Origin of the sequence: Vibrio sp. McD22-P3 (genome assembly GCF_021568915.1) — a bacterium.
GTDB classification, from domain to species: domain Bacteria; phylum Pseudomonadota; class Gammaproteobacteria; order Enterobacterales; family Vibrionaceae; genus Vibrio; species Vibrio mediterranei.
The window spans coordinates 77,788-98,720 of sequence record NZ_JAKGTN010000020.1; the positions used below are offsets into that span (position 1 = coordinate 77,788).

Sequence of the window (20,933 nt, forward strand, 5' to 3'; positions counted from 1 at the left end):
TTATCGTGACGACGCTTTCATTTAAAGGTCTGTTATTCGACCTAGACGGTACATTAGTCGACTCAATCCCAGCAGTGACACGTGCATGGTCACGCTGGGGAGAATCTAAAGGTCTCGAGCCTAGCTATGTGATGTCGAGGATTCACGGAAGGCCTGCTATCGAATCAATCGCTGAGCTGCTTAATGCATCAGTCGATACACCAGAAGTTCAAGCCGAATTTGACTATCTAGAACACTATGAAGCCACCCACACCGAAGGCACCACTGCGCTACCTGGCGCCGTTGAGCTACTAAACAGCTTAAATGAGCTCGGTATCCCGTGGGCTATCGTTACCTCTGGCACATTGCCAGTAGCAACAGCTAGAATGAAAGCGGCAAACCTCCCTCAGCCCAAAATCCTTGTTACACCCGAGTTGCTCTCCCAAGGCAAACCACACCCCGAACCTTATTTGAGAGGGGCGAAAGAACTGAATCTGAATCCTGAAGAATGCATCTGCTTTGAAGATGCGGTCGCTGGCCTCAACTCAGGGATCGCAGCAGGTTGCCAGAGCATTGCGGTGCTCAGTCATAGCTCAAGAAGTGAATTGCCTGACGCGGATGGCTATATATTCAAGCCTTCTGATATTCAGATTGAAAAGACAGAACACGGATTTACCCTGACGTTGTAAGCCGAAAAGGAGGCATACGCCTAGCCTGTTCAGAAATTGTCTATTAGTGCTTCTATGTATAGGAAACCTATACCATTGAGCAACCTAGAGTCTGGCAACTCACCATATCGCACCGATGCCCTTTGCTCCTTTAGGGCATTAGTGTTAGCTTCAAACGGATTGAATAGCGCTTTACTTTTGACAATGTCTAACCACTCATGGCCAAGACGTCGAATATCACCATAGATAACAATATCGTTGACACTCAAAGTCACAAGAAAGTTATACAAACTGATACCAAACGACCCTGCTGCTTTTTGGATAGTTTGCTTAGTCACCATGTCACCCGAGTGATAAAGTGTAGCCACATCTTCAAAGGATATCTGCGAAGGCTCACCGCTATGATTATGATTTGTCTTATGCATCTTACGAACTTCAGATGTTATCGCCTTGGTTGAGGCGATGGTTTCTAAACAACCATATCTGCCACAACAACATTTTCGTCCATCTTGGTCGATAATCGAATGTCCAATTTGTCCACTGCCAAACAACTCTCCACGAAATATTTTGTCATTGACCAAGAATGATGAACCAATCCCATAATCAACATTGATAACGCAAAAATCTTTAGGATGGTCCTTGGTGAGCCACTTTTCGGCCAGTGCCAACATAACACAATCATTATCGACCTGAACCTCAGCACCAAACTCCTCTTCTAGTAAGTATTTGAAATCTATTGGCTCAGCCCACCTAGCTTGTGGCATCAAAACAGAGGTCCCAGCGCGTCGATCCACTTGGCCATGCAACGCCATAGCAACTTTGAATTTCGAGCTACCCGTTTCTTTTATGCATTGTCGATAAATCGCAAACACGGAAGCAACTAACTCTGATGGGTGCGTTGGGTTTATCTCTAGACTGCGATAATCAACAATGGGATCCATTAATCCATTAAGTACGGTAGTTGATATACGATAAGGCGTGATGTGAAGACACAGAATAGGCGTTGTATTCTGTGTCATTTGGTACATTCCAGTAGCGTTCCCTCGTCCAGAATGTACGACGTCAATATGCTCAACTAGCTCTAAGTCAATCAGATAATTTAATATCTTTGTCAATGCAGGAATGCTCAACTCCAACTTAGTGGCCAGTTGTGATTTAGACAACTTCCTATGTTGAAATAGGAGGCGCATAACCTGCTTCGAATTGAAGCTACGAACAGATTTGTTGTTCATGCCCTTAATCATATGTGCCTCTTAGTCCTTTGGGTTAACCTTTCTCAGCAAGTCGTTGTCTATATTGGTCTGCACCCACAGCTAATAGAAGTATGCCACCACGTACTAAGTACTGATAGAAAGAGTCAACGTTTAGAAGGTTGAGCGCATTTTCCACCGTACCCATAATCAATACACCGATCGCAACACCAACAATACTCGCCTTGCCGCCATTCAATGACACACCACCTAACACACAGGCAGAAATAACACTGAGCTCAAATCCCAGTGAGGCATTCGGTTGTCCACTGGTAATACGAGAAGCCAAAATAATACCAGCGACAGCACACACCGCGCCTTGAATGGCAAAGTTTGCTATACGTACCTTGTCGACATCTACGCCCGCCAATTTAGCAGCATCTGAGTTGCCACCCACCGCAAGAGCATTGCGTCCGTAGGCCGTATTTTTGAGCAAAAAGCCAAAGGCGATAAAACAAATAATGGTAATCACGATGGGCGTTGGCAGACCTAAAATAGTTGATTGTCCTAACATAAAGAAGTTCATGTTAACGACACCCACCGCATTTCCCCCAGAGATAATGTAAGCGCCACCTCGAACAATCTCCATCATTGCTAATGTAGCGATTAGAGCATTCACCCGTACCTTAGTGACAAAGATTCCGTTCATTAAGCCGATAAATAGGCCGGCACATAGTGCTCCTAAAATACCCAGCATAAAACTGCCTGTCGCATTGACGACTAATGCAGTCAAAACGCCATAGAAGGCAACTTGAGATCCCACAGACAAATCAAAGTCCTTGGATGCCAAGCAAAACATCATAGTACACGCGACCATCCCTATTTGAGAAATTGAAAGGCCTAGACCTACCATATTTCGTGCAGAGAAAAAGTACGGTACGAAAAGCGACAGCGAGATGAACAACACAATATAAACAACGATAATGTTGAAGTTCTCACTTCCTCTTATCCGTTTCCAAATTGAGTTGTCATTTTTAGGTGCTACGCTCAATGGTTTGTTAAGAGCGGTCATACAGTGATCTCCTTCTCAGGGAATGCTTTAGATAGTATTTTTTCTTCGCTATATTGATGGCGTAAGAATTCAGCTGAAATTTCATTTTCTCGCATCACATAAAGTCTATCGGTGATACCCATTACCTCAGGCAGTTCACTGGAGATAACAATAATTGTGACACCTTGTTCAGCAAGCTCGTAAAGGACGTTATAGATTTGATTTTTGGCTGACACGTCTATACCACGAGTTGGCTCGTCAACGATCAACACGTTCATACTCGACTCACTTAACCACCTGGCTAAGATCACCTTTTGTTGATTCCCTCCCGATAAGAACTGGATTTCTTTTGCTAAGTTAGGGGTTTTAATGTCCAACCGATTAACGAAATGCTCCGCCGATTTTGTCTCTTTGATAAGGTCTAAGATTCCGCCTAACTTCCAGTAATTTCGACGGCTACTGATAGTGATGTTTTCAAGTACTGATCGGAAAGTGATATTGCCTTCTTTCTTTCGGTCTTCGGAACAGTAAATGATGCCGTTCTGAATGGCTGTTTTTGGCGTTAATGCTTGTAAATCGATCCCATCAAGTTGCATTGAAATAGATTTGGTTGGCAACGCACCTATGAGGGATTTCATTAGCTCCGTTCGACCTGAACCGACCAATCCAAAGAAGCCTAACACCTCTCCGGTACGAGCTCTAAATTGGACTGGTTTGGCAAACTGGTTACTTTCAATAGCCCCCAACACCAAACAGTCATCACCTAAAGAACGCTCACGAAAGCTGTACATATCGCCGAGGTTTCGCCCTATCATTTTTTCAATTAGAGTTGGCCTGTCAGTGTCGCGAATATCATCATAAGTAATCACATGACAGCCATCTTTCATGACGGTTGCAGAGCTGCAAACCTCGAATATTTCTGCCATGCGATGAGAAATATAAATGAGAATCTTGCCCTCTGATTGCAACTGTCTAATTACGCGAAACAAAGTCTCGGTTTCCGCAGCAGACAAACTACTGGTCGGCTCATCCAACGCAATAATATTGGCATTTAGGATCAGCGCCTTGGCAATTTCTACCATTTGCTGCTGACCCATAGAAAGCGTATTAACCTTGTCGCTCGGTGCGAACGTCAACCCTAGTTTGTCCAACTGAAGCTGAGCTTGTTGATTCATAGTTGGCCAATCAATGACACCACCTTTGGTCGGAAACCTTCCTAAAAAGATGTTCTCCGCCACTGTCTGTTCTGGAACGAGTTGAAGCTCTTGGTGGATAATGGCGATACCACCATTGATCGCTTCTATAGGGGATTGGAAGTTGACCGAAGCCCCATTAATATGCACTTCCCCCTCACTCGCTTTGTGGATTCCACCTAGCACCTTCATTAAAGTGCTTTTTCCGGCACCATTCGCGCCGATTAATCCATGAACTTCACCATGACCAATACGAAAGCTCACCTTGCTTAACGCCTTTACTCCTGGGAAATTCTTTGATACGCCGCGAAATTCGAGTTCGTTTTTCATGACTAATTCCTTGTTTAATCGGGGCTTTCGCCCCGATTAATAACTATTACATACCTAAGTCTGCTCGTACTTGCTCGTAGTTCGCACGCGTCGCCAAATGACCAGAGGTGTAAATCAATTTCTCAGGTTCAATACCATTTGCTACCCAGTTGTACATGTTGATAGAAGTCTGATAGCCGTGAGCTTTTGCACTCAGAATTACCGTACCGTAGAAACCAGTTTGAATAGGTTTGCGGAACTCATTGATCGCTTCTTCTGTACCATTAATACCAATACCGATAATATTGTCAGCCGAAATACCATTGCCTTCGAGAGCACGTACACCACCAATGACGACTTGGTCATTCATGCCGTATACAATCCACTTCTTATAATTGCCCTTCTGGGTGATTAAGCTGTTTGCAGCATTGAAAGCTTGCTCTGTGTTATCCAAACGGTGAGGCGTATCGAAAATGTTCTGTTTAGGATAATTGTTCTCCATCAGTACATCCGTTGCACCTTGTGAGCGTTCAAATGCCGTAGGAAGCTGTTTGTAGGTCAGTGCCATTACTGCCACTTCTTCCGTGTTCCAACCTCGAGCTTTAATTTCATCCAGTAATGCTTGTCCTACTTCACGTCCGATGTTATAGGCTGAAATCCCCATATGAACTACGTCTTCAATAGGTTCGCCATTGCCATCGACTAAACGGTCGTCTACGGACATGAGCTTTAAGCCATTGCGTTTCGCGGATGCTACAACAGCAGGACCAAGCTTAACGTTAGGAACACAAACAATGACACCATCAGCATTTTGCGTGCCTAGATTGTCTAGCGCTGACATCAGCTTTTGACCATCCTGAGCACCAATTTTGATTAGGTCGAATCCCTTCTCTTTTGCTGCTACTTCTGCAAAGCGCCATTCATCTTGGAACCAACCTGCCTCAGGCTGTTTTACGATGAAACCGATTTTCTTTTTTTCTTCCGCAATAGCGCCAGTAGCCATAGCCACTAACGAAGTTGCTAGTGCGATTTTGGTAAGATTCTTAGTCCATGTTTTCATAGTTCTTCCAACTCTTTGTAGGTGTATCACGTCGTTTGATTAAAACTTAGCTATCTATTTTTTTGCTGAAAGCGCAATCGATAGTAAGTCAATTGGTTGTTGATGTTGCTATCATTAGTCACGATATTTACTAATCTCTGTTTAGTAATCGCGAGTAAAATTCAAAAAAAAGCAGCTCATCACAAACTGAGGTGAGCTGCATACGAAACATTAAGCTAACTCTGTTAAGCTAACTGATGACAAATAAGACAATAAGTGAGCTTTTGCGTGGCTCGGGTCACTATCCAACAACGCATGTTGCGCGGAGTTTACCTCGTCAGATGTTTGACTCTGGATCTGCGCTAAACCCAGCTTGGCTAACAAGTCGACAAACAGGCAATGAGTGCGATGGTTAGTTTGGATATCTTTATCAAAGACGTTAAGTTGAGGTAAAGAGACTGCAAAGAAGTCGTGTTCAACCTGCTGACTCTCATTTGAGGTCACCCACGCTGCCATATCTTTGAATTTATTGACTGCTCGCTCTTGTTCACCAAGCTGATACATAGCCAAGGTTTGAAACAGCAAGTAATCTGCAGGCATGTCATTGTAATAGCGGCTTTCTGTTACTTCCGAGTCTCCCGTTAGTGCTCGCTGGTACATTTGTTTTGCAGCACTTTCCTCCCCTAACTTCTGCTCGATCAGCCCTAATAGGTAATAGATGTCGTTATCCGTTTGACCAACTAGTCGCCCCTCATTTAGGTTTGCAGGAAACTCAAGTGCTTCAATTAGCGCTTGTTTCGCTAATACGTACTCTTTGTCTTTAATCAGAGACAGCGACTTACGTATCAAAGCATTCACATACTGCCCAGTGACTCGGCCTTCACCGCCTTCCCAAGGTGCGAAAGTCCGCTCCTTGAGGATTGCTAACGCTCTATCATGTTCATGACAAATATTGAGTAGAGTAATGAACTCGGTCACTAAGTCATCGCGTTGCATGATGATGCCTTGATGAGGTTTAAGTAACATCAAGCGTGTTTTAGGGTCGACCAAAGCGATTTTTCTAAGGTCATCCAGCTCATAAAGTACTCGAGCATCGTTGTTATCCAACTGCCACGCAGCGTCCATGTACTTAAGCGCGGTCTCGATGTCTTTTTTCTTATTGGCATAGTAAATTGCAAGGTTTCGATGCGCCTCTTTGAACTCAGGGCGCGCTTCGATTACCTGCTCCCACAATGCCACTGCTTTGTCGTAGGACTTTTTGGCATAGTGGAAACAACCCAAGAGATAATCGGCAAACGGGTAACCCGATAATTGCATTAGCGCATTCACTTCAACTTGCGCATTGGGAAAAAGGACATGGCTCGCAAACTCTTGTTCTGCTTGATTTAGCAATACGTTGGCAGAGTCTGGAAGCAGGGACGCACGGATAATATTAGAGGCAGCACCTTTGGCATTAATCAGCTCAAGTGCCAGCAACGCTTCTTCGTTAAGGTTAAGCGAGGTATATAAACTCGCAACATGGATGGCGTTCGCTTGTCTAGATTGACACAGCTCGATAAATACTTGCTTCTCAGTCTCTTGCAGTGTCAATAAGTAGTGATGCATCGCTAGTGCGTAACCAAGCGGGAAGCGTTCAAGGGACTGCTTCGCAAAGTCGAGTGCTTGCTTAGATTGAAGTTTCTCTAAAACCACCAACTTCACAAATGCAGCCTCGTAACTCATGCTATTGAGCTCAAGAACTCGCTCTACTTCTTCAAGTGCATCAAGATAGCGGCCTTGCTTAAATGAGATCCGACTTGCAGCTAAGAAACCTGCATCGTTGCAATTACCACTCCAAGTAGACTTGTAGAAATCTGCGTAAGCATCTTGTAGCAACCCCAACTTCTCGTTAGCGTGCCCTCGCATCAAGCTTGCTCGTCCACATAGTGGGTTTTTGTTGTATTGATGAGCACGGTGCAGCGCATTGTTCGCATAATGTAAACTACGTTCGTAATCACACCGCTCAAACTCGCGATTGGCCATAGCGACGTTACAACGATAGTCAAACTCGTCTCGTCTTAACGCTTCTAAATAGTAATCAACAGCATGGCGCGTCGCGTGATGGTATTGTTCGAGGTGTTGGCCGATAAAGTAAAGTTCATCAATGGATTCGACGGCTGTCGGCATTTTCGGTGCAGTCGCAGGATCCGGTGTTGGCTCTTCACTTTCCTGCTGCTCTGTATAGGTCAGCGTCTTACGTCCTTGCTGTGTTAGCACTTCGAGCGTCAACTGCTCACTACCACCGAACACGAAGTCATCAAACTGACATTGGCATGGCAGCAATGACACTACGCCACTATAGACCATCGTAGTGTCTACTTTTACAGTAACGACGGCATTCTCAATAGCAGAGATAGCGTACACCCCAATACGCACTTGTTCGTTCTGTCTGATTAGATTCACAGCCACATCAGTGTTCGCTTGGTGGACAAGACCTAACTCGCTGTATGGCAAAAAGTTTTGAACAAAGATTTTTTCTTCGTTGGGGTCGATCCAAGTGAAGTCAGGTTGGTTATCCGTGAAGACACCTGTCATCAATTCAATATATGGGCCATTGCTATCGGTTAACTGCCTATCCCAGGCTTGACCAAATTCGCAATTACCCCATGACCATTGTTTCTTACCTGTGGAGATATGATGGTTTGCAACATGTAGTAGACCGCCTCTTTCGTCGTGACTGTAGGCTCCAACAAAATCGTAATCCGATTTTGCAGCCATATATGACGTAGGTACAGGTAAGTTCTTGTAGCGAGAAATATCGACGCCCGCTGAATAGTCAACTTTATAATACGTTCCTTTGGCGATTGGGAACGCACTCACGTCGCGCTTACCGTGGTCATAAACTGCCGTGACATCAGGTGGGAAAATGCTCTGGTGATCATCACCACCTTTTACTGCTGGATTCGCCCACCATAAGAACTGTTGAGGCGTTGGGTTTGAATTGTAAACGCGACCAGTGATCTCAATGAGAGCCTTGTTGGGATAGAGCTTAAAGCCTGTACTAACTTGCAAGCCATACATATGCTCAACTTCACCCAACCATACCTCTGCACTGCCATCTGCTAGTTCTCTGACATTGACGTCAACAGGCATATACGTGGTCGGTCTATGATGCTGAGGCCAATTAAACTCTATCCCCCCAGAGATCCATGGCCCAACTAAACCTACCAATGCCGGTTTAATGACATCATTGCAATAAACAAAGTCGCGTTGATGGACTTTGTCATAGGCTTTGTGGATTCGTCCTCCAAGTTCTGGCAAAAGCATCACATAAATAAAGTCGTTCTCAAGGAATACTGCTTTGTATTCCTGATTAACACATTCGTTAGTGATTGAGTCGATAACGCCATACGGATAAACGGCCCCTGAAGAGCCTTGATAAACACGTTTTTCCAGAAAAATAGGGTTGGTATCAACCTTTCCGACTTGATAAGTGGGTAGAGTGACTGTCTCTGTCCACACTTTTACATTCTTTGCCATGATGACCTTCTGAAATTGATGGTGATGATTGGCAATAATGGTAATCACTTTCTAACGCTGTTAACTGCGGGTTTATCACGCTGTTTAGTAAACAAAGTTATGTGAAAACAAGTGGTCAATTGACTACGCAATTTTTTATTTAACGCCCTCCCGCCTTTTCAGTAAACGTGGTTTAGTTCTTTTATTGAAGTTATCCAAGTTTAATTTGGGTCCGGTTTAGTAGTATCGCTACATAGCAACCAGGACACATCCATGAACACTCTTTACACCTTAGAAAATGACTACTTAAAGCTTCAGGTTTCCAGCAACGGCGCCGCCGTTCATCAACTGTTCTACAAGCCAAAGAACTTTCATCTATTGCGTCAAGGTAACCTTAAATCTGCAGAAGAATCAGGGCTGTTTCCTATGGCTCCAATGGCAAATCGAGTAAAAGGAAACCGCTTTTTGTTTGAACAAAGAGACTTTTACCTTCCTCATCATCGGTTTGATGATTACTACTTTCTTCATGGCGACGCATGGATAAGTGAATGGCAAGCCGAGCAGTGGCGACCACATACAAACTCAATAACCTTAACCATGGAGTCCAATGTTTATGGGTGTTGTTCCTATCGTGCTTCCCTTTGCTATGCACTTATCGATACAAGCTTGTTGATCGCCTTATCAATAACCAATTTAACCAACACACCGTTTCCTTTTGGCGGCGGGTTCCATCCTTTTTTCAATACTCTTGATGGGACCAAAGTTCAATTCAATGCGGATGGGATTTGGTTAGAGGGTGATGATTATCTGCCAACGAAGTATGTCTCGGAAATCCCCGAGAGTTTTGACTTTTCGGTTTCCAAAGCAATACCCGATATTTGGATAAACAATGGTTACCTCAGGTCCGAACACTGTGATGTTTCTATCGAACACCCCAATGGAATAACCCTTGCCATAGTAAGCCCTATGAAGTACCTACAGGTCTACCAACCCAATAACAGGAGTGGCTTCATCTGTATAGAGCCGCAATCTCACTGGGTAGGTGCTCACCATCATAGACAGAGTGAGTCATTGGTTCGTTTGGAAGGGGGGGAGTCAATGGAGCTACAAATGGAGATTAGCATTATTTAAACACTCATCATTTCTTTGGTGACAGCTTCGCATCTTCAACTAACCTGACTAGATGACGAGTTTATTCAACCTCATGTTCGGTCATTTATCAACAAACATACCATTCCCTGTTCTCTTTACTACACTACTATAAGCAACTCCAACTAGTGACACATTTGTTAATAGCGCTGAAAGAGATCATTTGAACAATAATAATAGATTAGTTACCACTGATTCCCTCAGCAAACACGGCCGTCCATTATCGTCCTTTGATCTACGCTATGTGGGTTTGTTTTTTCTATACATCGTATCTTCATTTCTTTTCTCAATGCTCAGCCCTCAAACTTTAGTGGCATCATTGTGGCCATCAGCTGGTATTGCACTTGCGGGTTGTTTTTTATGGCAGAGACGTTTCTTACCTGCAATTTTAGCTGGCTCACTAATATTTAGTATTGGGATTCAATTATTCGATGGGAATGCAATTGACCTCTCTTTAATAGTAACGTCAATTGGAATCAGCTTCGCTTCTACAGTTCAAGCTTGGATAAATTACCGCGTTTTAAGACACCTCTCCCTAAATGTCATTAGCTTAGCCAGCTTTACCAAAGTTACTCTATTTATAGGAGTAGCATTTATATGCTCTCTAATCGGTAGTTTGCTAACAAACCTGCTTATAGAGCCCGCTCATATATTACGCTTTAGCGACAGCTACTGGGCAAATGTTGTCATTCAATGCTTAGGTGACTTTTTAGGTATCATCATTATTACACCTATCGTTGTTATCTTATTTAAATCGCGCGACCGACTAGCCAACAGACTAAAGCACTCTAGGGCTCTGATATTTCCACTTTCTATTGTTTTTATTACACTTATTATCATTCAAAATTACAGTGATAAAACGCTCAAATCCGACAGCCTCAATGAGGTCCAAGTCCGTTCTCAATTGATTGAAAAAAACCTTAATCATCAAGTAGAAAACTATTTAAAGTCTTTATCAACTTTAGCTAGACATCTTTCCGGGAATGGCGACATTACACAAGAAGGGTTTAGAGAGATAACCTTGCCGCTTATCGACAAAACTCCTGGGATTCGAGGGTTTTCTTGGAATCCACTTGTAGAACAGCGTCATGTGAGCAAGTTTGAAATAGAGACCAATAACCAAAGCTCTTCGATGTTTAAAGTTCGGGGCACCCCATTGAATGAGTATGATCCTCTCGTTGTTGTAAAATGGATCGAGCCATTTCTTTCCAATGAAAAAGCATTTGGCTTCAATGTGTTCTCTAATGCAGCACGGCGAGAAGCAATGATTCTCGCGCAGAACAATAACTATCCAGTCGCTACAGAGATTATTCAACTTGTCCAACTTGAGACCAAAGAGCCTGGATTTTTAATATTTACTCCGATAAATGATGGACCTTCTCTTGATACCTCAGTTATTACACGCTCTTTCAATCTATCTGGTTTTGCCGTTGGCGTTTTTGTCGTTGGGGATATTGTTAAAGCAAGTGTGAACAATAGCTCTGCACACTATATGGACGTAGAAATTCTCGACTCTAGTGCAGGAAATGAAGTGATTTACCGCTACTTCTCACCAGACAATTTAGCCCCATCTGAAGGCGCAGTAGAGTTTTCTTTTTCTCAACAAGTGACTACTCGAGAGTGGACCGTCGTTTTATCTGTATCACAACAAGTACTCCTTTCTTTAACCGCTCAAAAATCCGTAACATTTCTCATTTATGAGTCTGTTTTTGGTGCTTTAAGTGTACTGCTTATCATGACGGTGTTTAACAATCATAAGGTCTTATTAAGGCGTGTAAAGAGTCGAACTAAAGAACTGGAAGCGTCAAGAGATCAGCTTAAGCGTTACGCGTTTAACGATGCACTAACCAACTTACCTAACAGACGCATGTTTATCGAGCAAACTAACCATGCTTTGAGATTGGCCGAACGGAATCGTTCGATCGCAGCCGTTCTTTTTCTTGATCTCAATCGTTTTAAACACGTAAACGATAGCCTAGGGCATGACTTTGGCGACAAGTTACTCGTCGAAGTTTCTAAAAGGTTAAGTGGTTGCTTGAGAAGTAGCGACGTACTAGCTCGTTTTGGCGGTGACGAGTTCACAATTCTTATCGAAAACCTTACCAACATAGAACAAGCAATCGCTCTATCCAAAAAGATCATTAATGGGTTGAGAAAACCCATTCAAATTGGGAGAGAGTCCCTTACGATATCAACTAGTATAGGCATTGCCGCTTACCCTAAAGATGGTCAAAATGTCGACGATCTTCTTCGAGCAGCTGATACCGCCATGTATAAAGCAAAAGAGTCATCGGTTGGTTATTTTTGTTACGCGAACACTTTAAGAAAACAAGCACAACACAAACTATTTATTGAATCAGAACTGCCGAGAGCCTTGGAGAAAGGACAGTTTGAATTATACTACCAACCTATTATCGAGCTTCGCTCTGGGAAGCATCTTGGTTGCGAGTGCTTGCTAAGATGGAACCACCCTACCTATGGAGTAATTTCACCCGATTCATTTATACCTATTGCGGAGGTCTCTGGAGAGATCATTCCTATTGGCGCATGGGTCATCGAGCAAGCTTGCAAACAGATCAGAGTGTGGCAAGACCAGAATATTTACCATAAAAAAGTATCAGTAAACGTATCAGTAGTGCAGCTAGTTTCGGGTCAACTAATTGACGATGTGATGGATCCACTTCAACGCTACGGGATTTCACCTGAAGCCCTTGAACTTGAAATTACTGAGAGTGTATTAGTACAAAATATGGGCCAAGCCATCAGGTTCATCACAGAGTTGAAGAAGATTGGAGTAAATATAGCTATCGATGACTATGGAACCGGCTATTCCTCGTTAAGTTATTTAAAGCAACTTCCTGTTGATAGCTTAAAAATCGACAGAATTTTCATAGACCAACTTCACCCAGAAGACATGACGATAGTAAGTTCGACGTTACAAATGGCTAATGAGCTTGGTATTAATGTCATTGCGGAAGGGATACAAACCGCAGAACAAATGAAAATCTTGATAGATCACGATTGTCAGTGGGGTCAAGGTTTTCTATTTAGCAAACCACTCCCCCAATCATCCTACACGGCGTTCTGCCAAAACAGCAAACTTAGCCGTTCAGAACGCTCCAATTGACTCTAGGTCCATTTTAGACACTAAAATCACATAACCGAAGACTAGCGACCGATGAATGATTAAATAGAAAAACCGCGCATACACAGCGCGGCTTTATTTTTTAGCAGTTTGTAAGTGAGCTAGCCAAGCTAACAAGCGAAACAAAAACCTAATTTGTAATCTTCACCACTCTTCGCCGTATATTCCTTGTCTTCATTACTCGCCGTTGGGCGACATTTATCATCGCCTTTCACCAAGCTTACCCAGTGACGAAGACCCGTGGTTTGATGGCCTTCAGATTGACCAAACGTAGTACACGTTTCTAATTGAATATCAGCAATTTGAACCAACTGCAGAAAGCCGTTGCCTTGACGGCGAGCAAACGTAACTTCTACATGAGTGCCACTTTCGTCACGGAATAGAATCGAATCCGGAGAACACTTGTCGCCAGTATAAGCAACAAACTGTTTGGCATGGCGCAGGCCGCTATGTTGACCATTTTTGAAATACGCTTGAACGTGGCGATAGTCAATTTCATAACTTACTACATCTTCGTGAGAACCATTCTCTAGCGGGAACAAGGTATCAAGAAGTTGCTTAGTCATTTGTTGTTTTTGAGTTGGCTTATCAGCGTTGACCATTTCCACGGCAAACACGGCTTCAGCGATAAAATTTTGTGGGTTATGTAGTTCTGTTTTATCGAATGTCTGCATATTCATAGTCTATTCCTTCAGAGGCAATTAATAACAGCTTAAGCAAATACCCTTAACACCTTGTTGGTTTGTCTCGTTATTGCTTGATTATTAGAATAGCGCCTTTTTGACAACAATTTCACAACGAAATTTTTACACTGTCAATTTTACAAAATCACTCTGTGTAAAAATCGATAAAGCACTCTTAGAAATCATATTTATTCTCTATTTTTCAAAACGTTAATAAAACCAGACATGCAGAAAACACAAAACCCGCTAAAAGCGAGTTTTGTAAAATTCACTGTGTGAACGAGTAAAAAAGGGGATTTTTACAAACCTCTTTGCCACTCTTGGCGGAGCGAAATTTGCTCTGGATGATGAATTGCCAGCTCAACTTGTTGCAATAATGCCTCTTTATCTTTACCCAGTACTCCCTTGAGCACTAGATAGTTGGAAGCATGATCTGAGCGGAATATTGTCTTGTCTAACTGTAAGTGTTCAAGCAATAGTTTTATTTCTTTGAATAACTCGGGTTGAGTCAATTGGCGAAAGTCACCGTTATATTCTGCCGCGACGCGCTCTTCACCAAATGGAAAAGACACTACTAAGGTTGAGAGATAGTCTGGCTGAGCGGCATTCATTAGCTTGGCCGAATTCAGTGCATGCTGCTCACTCAAAATAGGGCCGCCCAGACCATTTAGGATCATGACAGAACTTTTCATGCCCGCCGCTTTTATCTTGTTTAGCGCGGCCAACGATGATTCAAACGTCTCACCTTTTTTCACTTTAGCTAGTACTTCGTCATCTCCGCTTTCACAACCGATATACATCAAACTCAACCCAAGCTCTCTAAGCTCTGCGAGTTGCTCCGATGTCTTGTTGGTTAAATTCCTTGGCAAACAATAGCTTGAGATACGTTGAATGTTGGGAAGGTAGCGATGAATTAACTCACAGATCGCTTTAAGGCGATGAAATGGTAATGTCATCGCATCACCATCCGCAAGAAAAACTCGATGAACTCGTGCACCAGACGTGGCCACTTGCTGCAACTCTCGCTCTAATTCTTCTAGCTTCTTAGGACGAAACTTCTTCTGAGGCTGAGTATACATATCGCAGAAAGTGCATTGATTATGGCTACAACCATTGGTTACTTGTAATATCAGCGACTTCCACTCCGACGGTGGTCTAAAAACCGGTTCAATGTAATTGAGCATCCGATATCCTGTTAAGTAAGTGCGTTAGCGAAATCGTAACGCACTTTGACCTCTCGTCCAACGAACAAGGTGAGCTAGAACTACATAAATATGAACTGCCTATATAAACTATCCAGTTCCGCTCGTATTTGACGAATTTGCGCTTCATTTTGCGTAGACACCGCTTCAAGCAGTCCTTTCTCGCGCGCGGTGATTTGTTGACAAAGGCTAGCAAGACTGTCGCAAAACGCGACATTATGACAAGCCTGCTGCTGCGCCTCTTCCATTGCTGATGCCACTTTACGACGCGATGTAGCGGGCACAATGGCATTTGCTTGATTATAAACTTGTTGTCTTTGACGTCTTTGTAACGATTCGTCTATCGCTTGCTTCATAGCGGGTGTGATTCTATCGGCATACAAAATCGCCTTACCATTGGCATTTCGTGCTGCTCGACCAATGATCTGAATCAGCGCTTCTACCGAACGTAGAAATCCTGCGTGGTCCGCGTCGAGAATGGCAACCAAGGAAGCTTCTGGAATATCCAGCCCTTCTCTGAGTAGGTTGATACCAATCAAGACATCGAACTCCCCAGCCCTTAATCCATTGATAATAGCGACTCTTTCTGAGGTTTTAATATCGGAATGTAAGTAACGAACGCGTATTCCCTGCTCCGCCATATAGTCGTTTAACGACTCCGCACTTACCTTAGTTAAAGTAGTCACAAGCACTCGTTCATTATTACTGGTACGCTGACGTATCTCCTTTAACAGGTCTTCCATATTGTTCGCTGATGGGCGCACCTCAACCTCAGGGTCAAGCAAACCTGTTGGTCGAATAATTTGTTCAACCACCACTCCACCTGAACGCTGAACTTCGTATTTTCCTGGCGTCGCAGAAACAAAAATGGTCTGCGGTTTTGCCTTTTCAAATTCACTGAACGTCAGTGGACGATTATTTAAAGCTGAAGGAAGACGAAACCCGTAATCAATAAGGGTATCTTTACGACTTCGGTCTGATTTCGACATTGCTGAAATCTGAGGAACCATCACGTGAGACTCGTCGATAAACACCAGCCCATCCTTAGGTAGATAATCCATTAATGTCGTCGGCGGTAGCTCGGGATCTCGTTCATTAAGGTAACAGGCATAGTTTTCGATACCGGAGCAATAACCGTATTGCCGCATCATTTCAATATCATGCATACACCGTTCGTAAAGCCTTGCCGCCTCGGTTAATCGGTTTGCTTCGTTGAGCTCTCTAACTCTTTGTTCCATTTCAATACGGATCAATTCACTGGCTTTACGGACTTTTTGTGGTGACGACGCATAGAGTGTTTTAGGTGAAATCTTGTACTCTGTGCAAGATTTTAAGAGTGTACCCGCGATAGGGTCGACCCAATCAAGATGCTGAATAACTCCGTTATTTAAAGTAATGCGAATAGCATCTTGGGCAGAATCAGCTGGAAACACATCTATTTCGTCACCACGAATACGAAAACCAGCTCGCTCTAATTTGGGCTCGGTAAGGGTATATTGTAAGCGTGCTAACCGTTCAGCTAAGTCAGCTTTATCTAGCACTTCACCTACTGCGAGCGAAATTTGTAAGTCTCGATAAGCTTGCGGATCGCCTAACCCGTAGACAGAAGAAACGGAAGCCACCACGATAACGTCTCTTCTCTCAATCAGTGACTTGGTTGCCGAGAGCCTTAGTCGCTCTAGCTGTTCGTTAATCGCGGAGTCTTTGCGGATAAAACGGTCGCTACCGGGAATGTAGACTTCTGGCTGAAAGTAATCGTAATAGGAAACAAAATACTCAACGGCATTCTCAGGAAAGAAGTGACACATCTCGCTGTATAACTGGGAAGCTAATGTTTTGTTATGAGCAAGAATCAACGTGGGTCTTTTCAAGCGATGGATAATATTCGCCATCGTGAATGTTTTACCCGACCCCGTTACACCTTGTAGTGTTTGATGGCTTTTGCCAGCTTCGATGCCTGAGATTAAACGAGCGATGGCTTCAGGTTGGTCTCCTGAAGGTGGGTATGCGGAATGAAGGATAAATTTGTTTTTAGACATATACTCGCCCTCTGAAGAACAGTACTAAAGTATATGCCTATAATCGTCAAAGTGACTAAGCGAAGCTTGCTTGAATCATATAGCTTCTGCAGAATCGATCTCACTTGTGTCCCCTGTCGACTCACTTAACAACCCTGCATAGATGCCATTAATAGACACCAATTGTCGATGGTTGCCCTGTTCGACTATTCGACCCTTTTCTAATACTAAAATTTGATCCGAGTGTTTGATGGTACTTAAACGGTGAGCAATAGCGATAACCGTTTTTTCCTCAAATAAACGCTGCATGGCTTTCTGAATAAGATCTTCAGTAATCGAATCTACAGAGCTTGTCGCTTCATCAAGCATCATAATCTGCCCACCTTGAGCAACTGCTCGAGCAAACGAGACAAGCTGCGTCTGCCCCACCGATAAGTTCGAACCATTCTTATCTAAAACCGAGTCATAACTTCGAGGTAACTGTTCTATAAATCGATCTGCATAGACATAGCGTGCGGCTTGCTCGACTTGTTCACGGTCAATCCCCGGTTTACCAAGGGCGATATTGAACTCGATACTTTCTTCAAACAAATGAACATCTTGCATCATCATCGAAAATAGGTGTGCCGAGTCATCCACTGAAATCTTCGATAACTCAATGCCATTTAACAGAATACTGCCCTCATAATCTTGATAGGTTTTTGAAATCAATCTCATGATGGTTGATTTTCCAGAGCCAGTAGAACCTACCAAGGCAATTTGATGGCCTTTTTTAAGTACGAAAGAAACGTCTTTCAGTACATACGGAGCATCTTGTTTATATCGAAAACTAACATTAATGAACTCTAAGCTCACAAACTCTTGCAATGGTTGTTGAACCTGATGACTCGGTAACAAGGTTCGACCTTGTTCCTCCGTCGGCTCAACAAAGAGTTCTTCGATATGATCAAACGCCGCAAACGAGCTTTGAATAGAGGCAATTTGAGAGGTGAAATCACGAATCGGCACAAACACTTTTTCTAGCGTATTAATAAAGGCAATCAGTACACCTAAAGTCAGCGTTCCGGCTAGCACTTGTTCAGAGCCATACCAAATCATGAGACCAATGGTTACCGACGTCACACCTGAAATGAAAGAGAATAAGATGGCGTCATACTTATTGATTTTCTTTTGAGCAACCAAAAACTCATCAATATGCCCATTGTATTTCGCTTCTACTTTCTCTTCAGCGCGGTACATTTGAACGGTACTCATACCGAACAACAATTCTTGTAGATAACCGATACCTCTTGCCAAGGATGCGCGCGTTATCTTATGTAAAGCTCTTAGACGATTACGTACATACACCGTTAAATACATAACAGGAGGCATGACGACTAATACGATCAAAGTCAGCTTCCAATCGATAAATAGCATCATTGCCAACAAGGCAATGGTGTTTATTGAATCCTTTACCAACCCGACAACTGATTGCACAAACGTTTCACCGATAGTCTCTAAATCACTCGTCAAACGTGACAACGTGACGCCTGCTGGCGTATTGTCGAAATAGCTGCGCGGAAGTCTGAGTACGCGTTCAAACAACACTTCGCGCATGTCGGTAATCGTTAGTTGACCAGTTTTTCTTAAATTGTAAGCATAAGTGGTGTCCACCACGTACCCTGCAATAAGGACTAGGACCAAATACACCACATATTGCATTAACCCAGCGAAGTCATTTTGTCCCAACTGAACGTCAATAACTTGGATAATTAACCAAGGGAATAACAAGCTGGTTGCGACCGACAGAGGAAGCATAGCAATACCAATCAGAGCGGTTTTCTTGTATTTCTTAGCGAACTTGAAGAAGTGCTTGAGATACTTTACGTCGACACCTTTTAACATGCGCTCGCCTCCGCTTCATTTTGCTGAAGCTGCCACGTTTCCAAATAGTACGGGCATGTTTTCAGTAACGTTTTATGGTCACCTTTCGCAATTATCTTGCCTTCATTAAGTACGATGATCTCATCCATATATTCTAAAGCGTTAACACGGTGCGATACCACGAGCACCGATTGGTGTTTGAGTCGCTCAAATAACCCATTCAATATTTTACGTTCGGTTTCGTAATCAACCGCAGAGAGTACGTTATCCATAATGACAAGGTCTGCAGGCTCTAAGAGTGCTCGTGCAATGCTCAACCTCTGCTTTTGCCCACCAGAGAGCATAATGCCTTTTTCACCTACCAGTGTTTGATCACCATCCTCAAACCTAGCCACATCGTTTGCGAGCTGGCTCAGCGAGAGCACTTCGTCCACTTGCTCCTTGGTGGCATCATTGTTGGCACTACCAAATCGAATATTCTCTTCTACCGTGGCCGAGAACAGATAAGGATCTTGGGTGACGGTCTTAACATAGCGACGCAAGTCACTGCGGGCAAAATCCGTAATGTCTTTACCACCTAAGAAAATCGCATTAGTGGGAACATCTAAATGATGATTCAGGCAGTTCACCAAGGTTGTTTTGCCTGAGCCAATTCCACCAAGTACCCCTACTTTTTTCCCCGCTGGAATGTCAAAGCTGATATTGTCCAAAATCAGCCGTTCATCATTTGGATAATGAAAACTCAAATTTCTTACCGATAACGACTCCCCTTTCAACTGTTCAACATCCTCATCAGCGAAACGAGTTTGATCAGTTTCAGGGATTTGAGCATTGAGGATAGTTTGAGCACTTTGAATACCAACAATACCTCGCTGGTAGATAGTCGCGATTCGACCAAGCTGCATCAGTGGCATAGCCAATAACACAGAATAAGTAAGAAATGCGGTGATTTCGCCAAGAGTTAGCTCTTGATTCATCAGCATGTAACCACCTAGACCGAGAATTAATATCTTCATTAGGTCATTGGCGTAATCAAGTACCGGTAAAAAGAACACCTGGATTCGAGTAATCTGCATTCGGCAACGCAGCAGTTGCTGATTGAGCTTCTCTATTTCTGTAGTTACCCAAGGTGACATGCGTTGATTCTTAATCAAGTCGATGCCTGATAAGTAGCTCATAAGCTGAGCAGACAAGCTTTGTAGCCGATTCATATGCTCAGTGTGCAACACTTTCATTCGCTTAAATCCAATGCGGAAAATCACAAAAGCAATGGAGATTGGAATGACTGAATACATGGTCAGTTCTGGAGAGATACGCCACATCCAAATTGGTGTCAGAGAAAGAGCAAACATAGTGTTAAAGAACTGGAGAAAGCCAATCCCAAACATCAGTCGAACCCCCATCACATCGTTGTTCATGATAGAAATGAGTCGACCTGATGCAAACTTCTCGTGGTAGCTATTTGGTAGCCGATTGAGCTGTTTTAACAGTCTATTTTTAAGTGCAGCTTCTGCAATCCTTCCGGGGTTAAGCGCATACACTCGAGACAGAATACGCACCACAACCATAGCTACAGACATGCCCACTACGATGGCGACATAAGTTTGCAATTGTTGATGACCGTCACTCGACGCATCATCAATCAGATCTATCGCCAGTTGGATATAGCGTGGAATTTCTACTTGCAGCCAGTTAACGAGAAAAATAAAGATGATCGCGAAAATATAGGATTTGCGATTCATATACAAATAGTGCGAAATCAACTGCCTAGTGTTCATAAAGCTCTTTATTTGGAAAGATTTAGGGGCGTACTAGTCGATGCTGATATGACCAGATTGTGTCAGTAGCATAGGATTAGCTTTAGAATATGGTTGATAATATCAACTTTAATTGGTCTTGTGAATGGATTCATAAAAATTATCCCAAACTAAACTCACTAATATTTG

General features: G+C 43.2%; 13 protein-coding genes and 1 pseudogene. 4 read left to right on the forward strand and 10 right to left on the reverse strand.

Annotated features, from left to right (window positions below; translation table 11 throughout):
- Positions 1 to 5 precede the first annotated feature (5 nt).
- Complete coding sequence (locus tag L2W36_RS21075; protein WP_107307292.1) at positions 6 to 668, forward strand: HAD-IA family hydrolase; 663 nt, start codon at positions 6 to 8, stop codon at positions 666 to 668.
- 29 nt (positions 669 to 697) lie between these two features.
- Here the strand turns inward: L2W36_RS21075 and L2W36_RS21080 are convergent, their stop codons facing one another.
- The 5 genes from L2W36_RS21080 to L2W36_RS21100 all read right to left on the reverse strand — a co-directional run bounded on the left by L2W36_RS21080 (position 698) and on the right by L2W36_RS21100 (position 8,948).
- The gene (locus tag L2W36_RS21080; RefSeq protein ID WP_236111512.1) at positions 698 to 1,891 is read right to left on the reverse strand and encodes an ROK family transcriptional regulator; all 1,194 of its coding nucleotides are present in this window, start codon (positions 1,889 to 1,891) and stop codon (positions 698 to 700) included.
- 22 nt (positions 1,892 to 1,913) lie between these two features.
- Entirely contained in the window at positions 1,914 to 2,909 is a 996-nt protein-coding gene (gene araH, locus L2W36_RS21085; protein ID WP_031495369.1) for an L-arabinose ABC transporter permease AraH, read from the reverse strand.
- On the reverse strand, positions 2,906 to 4,411 hold the full coding sequence (locus L2W36_RS21090) for an ATP-binding cassette domain-containing protein (protein WP_031495367.1): 1,506 nt from the start codon (positions 4,409 to 4,411) through the stop codon (positions 2,906 to 2,908). The genes araH and L2W36_RS21090 overlap by 4 nt, the downstream gene beginning before the upstream one ends.
- A gap of 46 nt (positions 4,412 to 4,457) precedes the next feature.
- Entirely contained in the window at positions 4,458 to 5,450 is a 993-nt protein-coding gene (locus L2W36_RS21095; RefSeq protein ID WP_088877537.1) for an arabinose ABC transporter substrate-binding protein, read from the reverse strand.
- A 210-nt stretch (positions 5,451 to 5,660) separates the two neighbouring features.
- A complete protein-coding gene (locus L2W36_RS21100; RefSeq protein ID WP_236111514.1) occupies positions 5,661 to 8,948 on the reverse strand; it encodes a DUF5107 domain-containing protein in 3,288 nt (1,095 codons plus the stop codon).
- A gap of 252 nt (positions 8,949 to 9,200) precedes the next feature.
- Between L2W36_RS21100 and L2W36_RS21105 the strand changes: the two genes are divergently transcribed.
- The 3 genes and pseudogenes from L2W36_RS21105 to L2W36_RS21110 all read left to right on the forward strand — a co-directional run bounded on the left by L2W36_RS21105 (position 9,201) and on the right by L2W36_RS21110 (position 13,203).
- A complete protein-coding gene (locus L2W36_RS21105) occupies positions 9,201 to 10,058 on the forward strand; it encodes an aldose 1-epimerase (protein ID WP_236111516.1) in 858 nt (285 codons plus the stop codon).
- Positions 10,059 to 10,320: 262 nt separating this feature from the next.
- Positions 10,321 to 10,899 (forward strand): annotated as a pseudogene (locus L2W36_RS27545) (MASE1 domain-containing protein); the annotation flags it as partial.
- Between the two features lie 81 nt (positions 10,900 to 10,980).
- Complete coding sequence (locus L2W36_RS21110; RefSeq protein ID WP_236111518.1) at positions 10,981 to 13,203, forward strand: bifunctional diguanylate cyclase/phosphodiesterase; 2,223 nt, start codon at positions 10,981 to 10,983, stop codon at positions 13,201 to 13,203.
- A 128-nt stretch (positions 13,204 to 13,331) separates the two neighbouring features.
- On the opposite strand, the gene L2W36_RS21115 is transcribed toward L2W36_RS21110, so the two are convergent.
- From L2W36_RS21115 to L2W36_RS21135, 5 genes are all read right to left on the reverse strand, one after another.
- Positions 13,332 to 13,901 carry a hypothetical protein gene (locus L2W36_RS21115; RefSeq protein ID WP_236111522.1) on the reverse strand — a complete coding sequence of 190 codons (570 nt, stop codon included), beginning with the start codon at positions 13,899 to 13,901 and terminating at the stop codon, positions 13,332 to 13,334.
- Between the two features lie 302 nt (positions 13,902 to 14,203).
- Positions 14,204 to 15,088 carry a radical SAM protein gene (locus L2W36_RS21120; protein ID WP_236111523.1) on the reverse strand — a complete coding sequence of 295 codons (885 nt, stop codon included), beginning with the start codon at positions 15,086 to 15,088 and terminating at the stop codon, positions 14,204 to 14,206.
- Positions 15,089 to 15,168: 80 nt separating this feature from the next.
- Positions 15,169 to 17,145, reverse strand: a complete 1,977-nt coding sequence (gene uvrB / locus L2W36_RS21125; protein ID WP_236111525.1) for an excinuclease ABC subunit UvrB — start codon at positions 17,143 to 17,145, stop codon at positions 15,169 to 15,171.
- A 75-nt stretch (positions 17,146 to 17,220) separates the two neighbouring features.
- On the reverse strand, positions 17,221 to 19,008 hold the full coding sequence (locus L2W36_RS21130) for an ABC transporter ATP-binding protein (RefSeq protein ID WP_236111527.1): 1,788 nt from the start codon (positions 19,006 to 19,008) through the stop codon (positions 17,221 to 17,223).
- Positions 19,002 to 20,765 (reverse strand): ABC transporter ATP-binding protein, encoded by a 1,764-nt coding sequence (locus tag L2W36_RS21135; RefSeq protein WP_236111529.1) that lies wholly within the window; start codon positions 20,763 to 20,765, stop codon positions 19,002 to 19,004. The genes L2W36_RS21130 and L2W36_RS21135 overlap by 7 nt, the downstream gene beginning before the upstream one ends.
- Positions 20,766 to 20,933: the final 168 nt, after the last annotated feature.